This window comes from Kitasatospora sp. NPDC059088 (assembly GCF_042738155.1).
Classification (GTDB): domain Bacteria; phylum Actinomycetota; class Actinomycetes; order Streptomycetales; family Streptomycetaceae; genus Kitasatospora.
The window spans coordinates 1-10,648 of the sequence record NZ_JBHYGR010000067.1 but is presented as its reverse complement, the minus strand read 5'-3'; the positions used below and the strand labels follow the sequence as shown (position 1 = coordinate 10,648).

The 10,648-nt window shown below is 71.3% G+C and carries 11 protein-coding genes; 4 read left to right on the top strand and 7 right to left on the bottom strand.

Features of this window, described 5'->3' with window-relative positions; translation table 11 throughout:
- Window positions 1–237: 237 nt before the first annotated feature.
- Together ACFWXO_RS26780 and ACFWXO_RS26775 are read right to left on the bottom strand one after the other, a co-directional pair.
- Entirely contained in the window at window positions 238–945 is a 708-nt protein-coding gene (locus ACFWXO_RS26780) for a DUF6629 family protein (RefSeq protein WP_380526604.1), read from the bottom strand.
- Between the two features lie 8 nt (window positions 946–953).
- On the bottom strand, window positions 954–1,925 hold the full coding sequence (locus ACFWXO_RS26775) for a DMT family transporter (protein WP_380526603.1): 972 nt from the start codon (window positions 1,923–1,925) through the stop codon (window positions 954–956).
- Window positions 1,926–2,208: 283 nt separating this feature from the next.
- Here ACFWXO_RS26775 and ACFWXO_RS26770 point away from each other — a divergent pair, with 283 nt between their 5' ends.
- Entirely contained in the window at window positions 2,209–2,472 is a 264-nt protein-coding gene (locus tag ACFWXO_RS26770) for a dsRBD fold-containing protein (RefSeq protein WP_363437335.1), read from the top strand.
- 201 nt (window positions 2,473–2,673) lie between these two features.
- On the opposite strand, the gene ACFWXO_RS26765 is transcribed toward ACFWXO_RS26770, so the two are convergent.
- Window positions 2,674–3,141, bottom strand: a complete 468-nt coding sequence (locus ACFWXO_RS26765; protein WP_380526601.1) for a hypothetical protein — start codon at window positions 3,139–3,141, stop codon at window positions 2,674–2,676.
- 307 nt (window positions 3,142–3,448) lie between these two features.
- Here ACFWXO_RS26765 and ACFWXO_RS26760 point away from each other — a divergent pair, with 307 nt between their 5' ends.
- Window positions 3,449–4,450, top strand: coding sequence for a hypothetical protein (locus tag ACFWXO_RS26760; protein WP_380526599.1), 1,002 nt, complete (start codon window positions 3,449–3,451; stop codon window positions 4,448–4,450).
- A 113-nt stretch (window positions 4,451–4,563) separates the two neighbouring features.
- Here ACFWXO_RS26760 and ACFWXO_RS26755 read toward each other — a convergent pair whose 3' ends face one another.
- From ACFWXO_RS26755 to ACFWXO_RS26745, 3 genes are all read right to left on the bottom strand, one after another.
- Window positions 4,564–4,956, bottom strand: coding sequence for a hypothetical protein (locus tag ACFWXO_RS26755; protein WP_380526598.1), 393 nt, complete (start codon window positions 4,954–4,956; stop codon window positions 4,564–4,566).
- Window positions 4,957–5,626: 670 nt separating this feature from the next.
- Complete coding sequence (locus tag ACFWXO_RS26750; RefSeq protein ID WP_380526597.1) at window positions 5,627–6,859, bottom strand: DNA sulfur modification protein DndB; 1,233 nt, start codon at window positions 6,857–6,859, stop codon at window positions 5,627–5,629.
- A 366-nt stretch (window positions 6,860–7,225) separates the two neighbouring features.
- Window positions 7,226–7,543: a hypothetical protein gene (locus ACFWXO_RS26745; RefSeq protein ID WP_380526596.1), complete on the bottom strand. Its 318-nt coding sequence runs from the start codon at window positions 7,541–7,543 to the stop codon at window positions 7,226–7,228.
- 310 nt (window positions 7,544–7,853) lie between these two features.
- Here ACFWXO_RS26745 and ACFWXO_RS26740 point away from each other — a divergent pair, with 310 nt between their 5' ends.
- Complete coding sequence (locus ACFWXO_RS26740; protein ID WP_380526595.1) at window positions 7,854–7,994, top strand: hypothetical protein; 141 nt, start codon at window positions 7,854–7,856, stop codon at window positions 7,992–7,994.
- Window positions 7,995–8,327: 333 nt separating this feature from the next.
- Window positions 8,328–9,317: a NaeI family type II restriction endonuclease gene (locus ACFWXO_RS26735; RefSeq protein WP_380526594.1), complete on the top strand. Its 990-nt coding sequence runs from the start codon at window positions 8,328–8,330 to the stop codon at window positions 9,315–9,317.
- A 178-nt stretch (window positions 9,318–9,495) separates the two neighbouring features.
- Here ACFWXO_RS26735 and ACFWXO_RS26730 read toward each other — a convergent pair whose 3' ends face one another.
- Window positions 9,496–10,509, bottom strand: a complete 1,014-nt coding sequence (locus tag ACFWXO_RS26730) for an HNH endonuclease (RefSeq protein ID WP_380526593.1) — start codon at window positions 10,507–10,509, stop codon at window positions 9,496–9,498.
- Between the last annotated feature and the right edge of the window lie 139 nt (window positions 10,510–10,648).

Here is a 10,648-nt window from a genome sequence, read left to right as displayed (position 1 = left end):
GCCCGGGGGGCGGGGCCCCGGGGCGGGGGTTGGTGGGGGGGGGGGGTCCCGGGGGGGGTGGGGTGACGCCGGGGGCGGTTCCGGGGGTGGCAGCTCCGGGGGCTGGATGATTTTCCGACCGCCGACCCTCATCGAGGGGGGTCGAGACCGTGGGCGGTCTGAAAATCACCCGCAACGCCCCCTTCCGCAGCCACCCCCTCCACCGCCCCCTCCCGCAGCGCGTCCCTCTCGCCTCGGTCAGGTGAGGGGGAGGTGGGTGGTTGGTGTGGGTGGGTGGGTGCCGGTGGGTCTCGGTGGGTGTCCGGACCAGTGGAGGAGGAGCAGGCTGGCGAGGGCGGCGAGGGCGCACCAGGTGGAGATGAAGGCGAACCTCCAGAGCAGGGCGCAGGCGAGGGCGCCCGCTGCCGTGAGGAGGCCGAGGCGGCGGAGCAGGTGGTCGGCGCTGAGGAGGAGGGAGCCGACGGTGGTGAGGAGGTAGCCGGTGAGCAGCAGGGCGGGGTGCGGGACGCCGGTTCCGTAGCCGAGGGTGTGGCCGTGCCGGGTGGCCGTCACCGGGTGGGTGGCGACGGCGACCGCGAGCGGTACCGCCACCGCTGCGCCGAGCAGGGAGGGGAGGGCGAGCAGCCGGCGACGGGCGGGGGTGGCGGGGTGACCGGGTTCGCGGGCCGCGCACCACACCCCGGTCGGTACCAGGGCGGGCAGCAGCGGCAGGGCGATCACCGCCCAGGCGGTGCGGGCCGCCCCGGCGGGGTCGGCGGGCAGCTCGCCGTCCGTGCCGAGCCAGACCAGGGATTCGACGAGCTGGTGCACGCCGAGCACCAGCGGGAGCGCGGCGAGCGGCAGGCGCTGCGGTCGCCCGGACCGTCGGGCGCGGACCAGGCAGGCCACGCCGACGCCCGCGACCACCGTGCCGGCCACGGCGTCCGCCTGGGCGCTCCAGCACATCGGTGGGCCTACTCGGCTCTGCGGTCGGGGTCGGGGTCGGGGTCGGGGGCGGCATTGGTGTCGCTGGTGTCGCTTTCGGCGCTGCCGGGTCGGTCCTCGGGTGGCGCGCCGATGGACTCCAGGGTCTCGCGGACGCTGCCGGGCATCGCGGGGTGCCGTCCGATCACGATCACCCCGATCACGATCGCGACCAGCCCGGCCGTCTGCCAGGCCAGTGCGCCCGGGGTCACCCGCAGCCGGTCGCCGAGGAAGCCGACCGCGCAGGCGATCCCGGACAGCGGCTGGGCGGCGGTCAGCGCGGGGAGGGACATCCGCAGCGGGGCGGCCTCGAAGGCGCTCTGCACCAGCAGCAGCCCGACCACGCCCGCCACCACCACCGCGTACGGCTGCCAGGTGCGCAGCACCACCGCCAGCCCGTCGTGGTCGAGGCGTTGGGTGGTGGTGCGGGTGAGCGCGTCCTGGAGGCCGTAGAGGAGTCCGGCGGCGAGGGCCAGCAGGGTGGCCTCCTCGAACAGCGGCAGCCGTCGGGCGAGGGTGACCAGCAGCAGGGTCAGCCCGACCACCGTGCCGACCACCAGCCAGTGGCGCAGCTCCCCGGCGGGCGGACCGCCGCCGGTGGGCCGCCCGGCCACGATGAACGCCGTCACCCCCAGGCCGAGCAGCAGCACCCCGGCCCAGCCGGAGCGGCCGAGGGTCTGACGGGTCAGCACCCGGGACAGCGCCATGGCGAAGATCAGGTTGGTCGCCAGCAGCGGCTCGACCAGGGACACCTCGCCCTGGTTGAGCGCGAGCGCGGACAGCAGCAGGCCGCTGACCATGAACCCGGTGCCGAGCAGCCACTCCGGCATCCGCATCAGGTCCAGCAGCAGGCGCCAGTGCAGCATGTCGGCACGGGGGGCCCGCTGCGCCGCGTGCTGCTGGAGGACGAAGCCGAGTCCCAGACAGCAGGCCGCGCTCAGAGCGAGGAGGAAGACCGCCACGGAGGGACCACCAGGTTGTCGCTGCCCCGCGCCGCGCCGGCGGTTCCGGGGGAGGGACGGCGATCGCGGCGCGCTTGTGTCAGCGTACCGCCGGGGCGGCGGCCGGGCCGAGCGGGCGCGGCGCCGGGCACCGCCCGTGGCCACGGGCCCGCGCTTGCCGCCACGGGCCCGCGCTTGCCGCCACCGGCGGGGCGGGCGCACGCTGGTGTGAGCGGCCGCCACGGGCCCACCGCCCGGGTCGGCCGGGACCGGCGCGACGGGGGCCTGCGCCAGGAGGTGTGGCATGCACAACCAGTGGGACGTGGAGCTCAGCTTCGACGAAGACGGCGTGCACACGGTGTGCGACGCCAGGTTGACGGGCGCGCGGGCGCCGGGCCTGAGCGCGCACGGCGAGGCCGAGAAGAGCGCGGAGGACCGCCCGCTCGCCAGGATCGGCGAGGAGGTCGCGGCCTCCCGGGCCCTGGAGGAACTGTCCCGCAAGCTGCGGGCCCAGGCCACCGGGGAGATCGACGACGAGGGACACCGCCCGGGCTACCTCATCTACTGAACCCGCGTACGCCGAACCCCGCACGGGCCGCCCGGGCGGTTGCGGAACGTCGTCCCGGCCGGTCAGGTCCGAGCCGGCCGTCGGGGCCGTGTCCCCATGCCCGTGCCCACCGGGGCGGCTGATCGCCATCGCCAAGTAGCCTGTGGGGAGCGGGACTTGGATGACGGGCCGGCCGCTGGGCGTCGGGGTGCCCTCCCCGGGCTACCGGATCGGCGCCTCGGTGCGGCACAGCCGTTCGGCGGCAGAGCGGACCCCCTCCACCCAAGCGCGGTACTGCTCGGTCGGGCCTTCCACGCGGACGTCCATCAGGTACTCGGGCCCGATGGCGTCGATGAACGCCTCCTCCGCCTCGGTGTCCCCCCTCATGGCGAGGAACCAGACCTCTCCCGCCACCGTGGCCGGTGCGAGCTCCCCAGCCGCCAGCAGGCCCGCCAGGTGGTGGATCAGGCAGCGGTCGGCCGTCCGCTCGTCCGGCAGGGCCTTGCCGAGCTCCGCCAACGCCTCGCGGAAGACCTCGGCGGTGTCGTCGTTCGGGGCCCGGCCGGCCAGGTCCCGCAGGGCGGGGGAGTCGAAACCGGCGACGAGCAGGTGGGCGGCGGCCATCGGCAGCTCCGCGGGCTCGACGCGGCCCGCGACGTACTGCCAGGTCAGAGTGGTCAGCTGGTCCATCCGGACATTCTGCCCACGGCCGTCAGCCGCGCCACCAGGAGGCCCGGATCCCGGCATCGGCTCGATGGTGCCCGCAGGCCCCCCAGGGCGTGGTCCCCGTCCCGGCCGGGTCGATGCGCAGCGCGAACGGTGCTCCCCACCAAGTGCGGGGAGGACGGCTGAGGACCCCCTGTCACCGGCGCCCGGTCCTCCGTACGATGCCGTGCGTGATCAAGGAAACGCCTGCCCGGCAGCCCCGGGGACCACAGCTGTCCGACGGGTCTCCCGTCGACCGCGCCGACCGTGCGGCGAACCGTCGAGGACGGCGATGAGGGCCGTCGCCTCGCCACCGCGGCCGCTGGACGTCACCTCGGTCTTCCCCGAGCTCGCCGCCCATGCGAGGACGGCGGTCCGGCTGCACCCCGTACCGGCGGTTCCGGGCCCGGGCGACAGCTCCGTGGGAGGGGCGCCGGCCTGGCCTGCGGACGAGGCATGGCCGACCTGCCCGGGTGGGCGTCATCCGAGGCACCGGCAGCCCCACCGTCCGGCCAACGTCCGGGGCGAGCGCTCGACCAGGTTCGCCTACCACGGTGAGATCACCTGGGACGGGATACCCGCGGACACGTCGTGGCCGTTGCTGCCCGTACTGCAGGTGTATGCGCGTGATGTGCCGGGGTACGACGGCTTCCCGGAGGGTACGGACGTCCTCCAGATCCTGTGGTGCCCGTTCCAGCACGTCTACGACGACCCGACGGCCCCCCGCAACGGAGTCGCCGGCCCGTGGGTCCAGGTCCGCTACCGCAGTACGGGCGACCTGGGGGAGCGCTTCCTGACGCCGCCGGAGCCGGTGGCCGTCGGCGAGCCCGGCTACCTGCCGACCCCGTGCCTGCTGCGGCCGGAGCCGGTGACCGAGTACCCGCACCCGGGCCTCCTGGGCGAGGGGTTCGAGGACCGGGTCGAGGCGTGGGAGACGGCGACCTTCGGCGACCCCGACGACCCCGAGGAGTACGACCCCCGCTACTCCTGGGACCTCTCGACGGCCCCGGGCTGGAAGCTCGGAGGCCACGAACCCTGGAACTACCAGGGCTACCACGGACCGCTGCGGTGCGGCGCCTGCGGCAGCGCGATGCGCTTCGTCGCGGCGATCGCGACCGACGAGTGGGACGGGGGCACCCGGAGCTGGGCGCCCCTCGGTCACCTCGAAGGCGCTCCCAGCGAGCAGCGCCGGAACCAGAGGCCGACCGACGTCGTCCTCGGGGGGCGGGAGACCATGCGCGTCTTCGACTGCCCCGTCTCCACGCACCACCCGGTCGTCAGCGACCTGATGTAGCCGACGGGCCCGCCCTGCCGTGGCCCGATCCGCCGCGGCCCCGCCACCGGACGGTCGGACCGGCGGGCCGCGTCCGAGGCGGACAGTCGCAGGGACGAGCGGGATGCGCGGTGTCAACCGCCAGCGGCACGGTACGCCGTCACGGCGGCGGCGAGGACCTGCTCCGTGTCCGGTGACGCCTTCTGCCCGGGCACCTGCTGCACCATGAGGATCACATCGCCCATGCGAACGAATGCAGTCTCCCCGACATACGGGTCCGGATCGCTGGGGAACGCCGACGTGGTGTGCAGCAGCAGGCTGTCGTCGGCCGGCATCTGGGCCGCTGTGACGGACGCGGTCTCCTGGAGCCGAGTACCGTCCGCGAGTGTCCTGGTGTAGTTCGCGCATCCCCGGACGACACTGCGGATGGCGTCCATGACCGCGGCCGCCTGCCCGGGCCCGTACCGGTCGAGCGACTCCTGGCCGAACCAGCCGAGGTCGTCATCGCCGACCGGTGTCCGTTCCACTCCCACCGCTACGTCCTCCGCAGGTGGGGCGTGGGCTGTCATGAAGGACGTGACGCCGAGCTCGGAGCACGGCATCGACGCGATCGAGACGGTTGACGGGGTGTGCGAGGCCCCGGTCGTCGTCAGGTTGACTTCCTCCGTGAGGAGTTGGAAACCGCCGGGAAGCCGGTCCCGAGTGAGTAGGTCGCTCCGCAGCCGGTCCGGGGACGCACGTTCGGAGCCCCCGCCGACACTGGCCTTCGGACGGGCTTGCGGCTCGGCCGAGCACGTGGATACACCGAGAATCGCCAGGGCAACCCCGGCCACCGCCACATGACGGGTACGCACTGACCCACCCCCTAGGATTCGTGATCGCCCCGTACCCTCCCACACGGACACCCCACGGCTCCGACGTCCCCGGGCGACGACGCCCTCAAGAGCCTGGCCGAGAGACACTTCTCGACGGGCACCGGTCAACGTCGCAGGAGCGCGGCCGTACCTCTGTGCGGCCGGCTCGGACCGTTCCGGAGTCCGTCAGGGGGATGTCGCACCGGACGGACGGACAGGGCTCTCGTCGGCAACCCTGTCCGGACCCGCCCAGAGCTACGCCCGTCGGGAACCCGCTCGGGTGCGAGACCGCCGAGCGGCTCCTCCCCACTGCTGCCGGGGAGGAGCCGCCGTCACCCGCGGGCTAGAAGCGGCCGCGGATCTGCATGCCGGTGTCGGTCTCCGGGTAGTTCAGCGCGTCGTAGACCTTGTGGCCGGAGTCGCGGGCCCCACCGGCCCAGCTGACCGCGCCCTTGTCGGTGACCTTGGCCGCGACGCCGCCCCAGTACTTCGCCTCACGGTCCCACTGGACGTCCGTCAGGAGGGCGTCGAGCGTGACGCCCTCGGGCAACGGGTCGGCGGACCAGGACATGGTGCGGTTCATGGTCGCGCCGAGTCCTGCCACGACCGCGGGTGCGGTGATGGCGGTCTTGGCGTGGAAGAGCTCGGCGTTCTCCGCCAGGAAGGTGCCGACCGTCTCCATGATCTCGCGCTGGACGACGGCCTGGTCGGGGCGGTCGTTGTTCCCGTCGGCGGGGATGTCCTCGTACTCGATACCCGTCGAGGCGGCATGGATGCCGGCCTTGCCGAGCATGGCCGTGGAGATGAGGGTCCGCAGGACGGACATCGTCATCCACTCGGGAGCCTTGTCCGACACCTGGCGCTTGCCGGTGAGGATCAGGCCGGACAGCGGGACCGTGGTCTCGCCGGCCGGCACCTTGAGCGACTCCATCAGCTTGCGCGTCACCGTGGTGCCGAAGTCGCGGCCGTCCATCGACATGGCCAGGGACTTGTCGACCGGAACGCCCTTGAGGTTGCGGTCGTGGAAGATCTGCCGGGCGGCCATGACGCTGATCCCGTGGAAGATCTCGACGGAGAGCTTCATCTCGCCGAAGTCGAAGTCCTCCAAGCCGTACGCCGCCTGGTTCTTCCTGATCCGGTGCAGCGCCGTGACCTGGGTCTCGGCGTCGAGGGCGATCAGGCCGTCACGGATCGGCAGGTGCCAGACGCCGTTCTCGTCCGGCGCCAGAGGACGCGGGGACCAGAGGGTGATCTGCGGAACCGACCAGGCGCTGTCGAAGTCCCCCCGCAGGCCGGCCGCGATGTAGTCCGCGTACTCGCCGACGTTCTTCGCCTTCTTGCTGGCCGCAGTGCCGATGGGCCGCTGCACCTCGGCGCGCATGCGGGCGTAGGGGTCGACCTCGTAGCCGGCCTTCGCGGCGCGCTTGGCGTCCTCCTCGACCTTCGCCGGGTCGTTGACGAGGTGGAGCAGGTTCTCCCCGTCGATGACCGCGTTGGCCATGACCCCTTCGCGGACGACCAGGAGCTTGATCGGGAAGCCGGTGGTGACCGGCTTCGGGAACGTGGCTATGGACACACTCTCTCCCTTTGCAGCGCACTGCTTTGACGCTGCGTCATGTCAGGGGAAGGTATCCGATGGCATACCAACGGTCAACTGAGGTGGAGGATCTGCTCGATGACGCAGCATGCAGGTGAGGGAGGAGCTGCTGCGGTGGGAAGGATCCCCTCGATGAGGCAGCTGCGGGCCGCAGTTCCCTGCCAGGCGGGCGTCCGCGGAACGCACCGCCCCCACGGGTGCGGCGAGGGCGCAGAGGCAACGGGCAGTCCGCCACCCCGCTACGACGTCGGCACGACCGTCAGGCGCGCAGGGGGAGCAGCATCGAACGCGGCCGGGCCCGAACCTGACGAGGGTCGTGGGAGATTGCGGTTACGACTCCACCGGTCAGGTCGCGGTGGGGATGTGGCGTGCTGCTGCGAGCTTGGCCAGCGTCCGAAGTCTCGCGAAGTAGGAAGCGCAGTACTCCGAGTTGATCAGGGGCACGACCTTGTCGAGGCCGGCGATGCACGCCCAGAGCACGGCGATGCCACTGTCGTCGAGCCCACCGTCCAACTCTTGCCGGACGAGGCCGGCGACGTCGGCGTCCAGGAGGATCAGCTCCACGCCCTCGATGTCCACGCCGCGGAAGCCGTCGGGGTACAGGGCGCACCGGTGCTCCTCCCACAGCCGGGCGAGTCGGTCCTCAGACTGTGCCCGGCGCATGTCAACGACTGCCGCTTCTGCCGTGGATGGTGGGCGGAGAAGCAGGGAGACGGCATCGAAGAGGGCACGCACCAGGGCGATGGCCCTGGCCGGGCAGCGGCGGCGGGGTGTTCACCGGTGCAGTCTTGTCATTCGGAAGCTCTCGGTGCCAACGGATTTATCCGGGGCGGTCGGCAGCCCGGTGCCGCACGTCGCAACCGGCCCGCTCCTCCCTACCTACTCCCCTCTCTTCGCTGCCAGGCGCCCCTGGCAGCATGGCTGCATCGATGACCTGCTGAGCGACATCGCAGACGACAGAGTGGCTGATGTCTTGATCACCGACATCCAGTTGCTGCGCATCCACCACTGTTACGGCGGTGGCGCCGACATCTTCCCCGACACGCCCGAGGAACGGGACCGGCCGCGCGATCGGTATGCAGACTGGCTTTCCAGCCATCCGTGCGGTCTCTGACCTGCCCCAGGAACCACTGTCACCTGCGGCAGAACCCGGTTCAGGCCGACCGTCGGCTCGGGAACCCCCGATGCAGATCCGTCGTAGGACGGATGTCGGCAGAGACGGGCTCATGGTGGCCAGGGAGGCTCCAGGCGTTCTCTATGTCGTCCGACGGCAGGGAGGCCGCAGCCGGCGGATGGCGCGGAACGCCAGGACCGTCGGCCGTATTAGCGCCCCCGTGCGCGTTGTGCTGCTGCCCCGAGGCCCGCAGTCGGGGTGGCTGCTTCCTGCCGGCAGGAGCCGCACGTGTACATATGCAACTGTCCAAGCAGCATCACAGGAGGAATGACGATGACGTTCGACGCTGTGCCGCTACCGCTGTTCTCTGACCTGCAGGACGACGGGGGTGACGAAGAGCTGGGTAGGGTGCGGGCTGAACTGGTGAGCATGGACCCCTCAGGGCAGCGTTTCGCTGCTGTCCTGAGGGAGACCATCGACCAGCTGCTCAACGGTGAGCACACCGGCCACTACGCCTGGAAGCAGCTGCTGAAGACTGAGAAGACCCACGCCGGCACCATGGTGGAGATCAACCTCCAGCGGAGGTTCGGGTTCGATAACGGCGACGAGATGGACTACAGCATTGCCGCGGTCGATGTGGACTGCAAGTACTCGCAGAGGTTCGGTGCCTGGATGATCCCGCCGGAGGCTCTGGGACACCTCTGCCTGCTGGTGTGGGCTGACGACGGCGAGAGCAGGTGGAGCGCGGGCCTGGTGCGGATACGGCCGGAGATCCTCAACGGAGGCAGCAACCGCGACCAGAAGATGACCATCCGGGCCGAACACCGCGACAAGATCGTTTGGATCTGGAAGGACGCGGAGCTGCCGGAGAACGTCCTGCTCCACCTGGACGCCGATACCAGGGCGAAGATCCTCGTCCCTGGCGCGAAGAAGGGCCAGGCGCGGATCAACCAGCTCTTCCGGCTCGTCCTCGGTCGGCGGATCGGCCGCGGAGTGGTGCGAACGGCGGCTCAGCAGGTCGACTACATGGCCCGGGTGCGGGAGGGCGGCAAGGGCCGCGCACGCCCCAAACTCCGCGAGGAAGGGATCATCATCCTCGGCGACTACCAGAAGCACCAGGACATCGCCGCCGCGCTCGGCGGACCGGTCCCAGGGAAGGGCGAGTTCGTCTCCCACCGGGTGGTGCGTGCGAGCCCCGCCCATGAGGGGAGGCCGAGTGCCGAGATCGAGGGCAGCCTCTGGGTGGTGGCCCGGCCAGGAGAGTGGGAGCACGAGAAGGAGCCTGCACCGCGCCTGCCCGATCCTCAGGCCAACCAGGTGTGACCGGTTGCGGTCCCAGCCCTGCTGCGATGCGCGGGGCTGGGACCGCGGCTCCTTTGTCAGGCGCGGATCGGAGGCTGGCCTCGCCTCGTGCTCCGTGCTTTCGCAAACGGCGGGTCGGCCCGCCGACCGGACCGCCCGCCGGGCGGACGCATCCCCCGGCAGCCGGCACGAAGCCCCGTCAGGACTCGCCCTGTCGGGCATCCTGCCCGCTGACCTCCGCGAGGAGGGACCGAAGCTGCTCAGGGGTTGGCCACGGGGCGCGGCGGTGGATCATCCGGTGGCAGTTCGCACAGATCAGAGCCAGGTCGGAGAGCTTTGTCCTGCCTTCTCCCGCTTCATGCAAGGGGACGACGTGGTGGCACTCGATATACCCCGTGCCGCGGGTGCCGTAGGTCCGCTGGAAGTCGAAGCCGCAGACCTCGCAGGCAAGGCTCTGTCCGTGCCGCACCGCTGAGTCGATCTTGCGGCGGCGCAGCCCGGGATTCCTTTCGCGGGCAAGGTGCTGGCGCAGGAGGAGGCGGCCTTCCGGAGCTTCGAAGTCTTCCGGGTCCTCCTCTGCTGCGGCTGGTGCCTTGAGGCCGCCGGTGAGGACGCCGGCCCGGATCAGCCGGGCTGCCGCAGCCATCTCCACCGGGCTGTCGAGGAATGCCTGCAGGACGGCCAGGTCCGTAGCGCCGCCGTTGGTGGGCTTGCCCTGGTAGTCGGGATGGCGTGTGGCGATGTCGAAGGTCTTACGCGCAACCCCGTTGGCGTTGCGGAAAGTGTCGTTTCTGGAGGAGGGGTCGTGGATCGGCAGGAGTTGGAGCAGTTCGGACAGTTCGACGACGCGGCGGTCGGTGGCGCCGAGCCCTCTCCAGCTGTTGTCCGCCGTGATAGCGCACGCGAGGACGATCTCATCCCAGGCCCAGTCGGGATTGCGGACTGACTTGACAGTGAAGCCGAGTTGCTCCAGCCAGACGACGGCGTTCCCGGGGCTGCCGTGGAACTCGGCGGGCAGCAGCGCCGTGCCGTACTCATACCGGTGGGCGACGCTTGCGATGGCCCTGGATTCGTACTCCCTGCCCTCGTGGACGAGCAGGTGGTTGCGGGCCTGGCCGAACCCGTGTGCAGCGAGGAAGGCGTCATGGCCGATCCGGTCGTACTCGTCTACGGCGCTGAGGACGGATTCGCGGCTGATCGCTCCCTTAAGCATGGCTCCCAGCATAGGACTTGGGGCAAGAGGAAGATCACGGTCGGGCTAGGTTCTGTCCGGCGGATCATGTGACTTCTCCATGCCGGGCTCGTTGTGCCCGGCATGGGGCGGGGTGATCTGACGAACGACGAATGGGGCC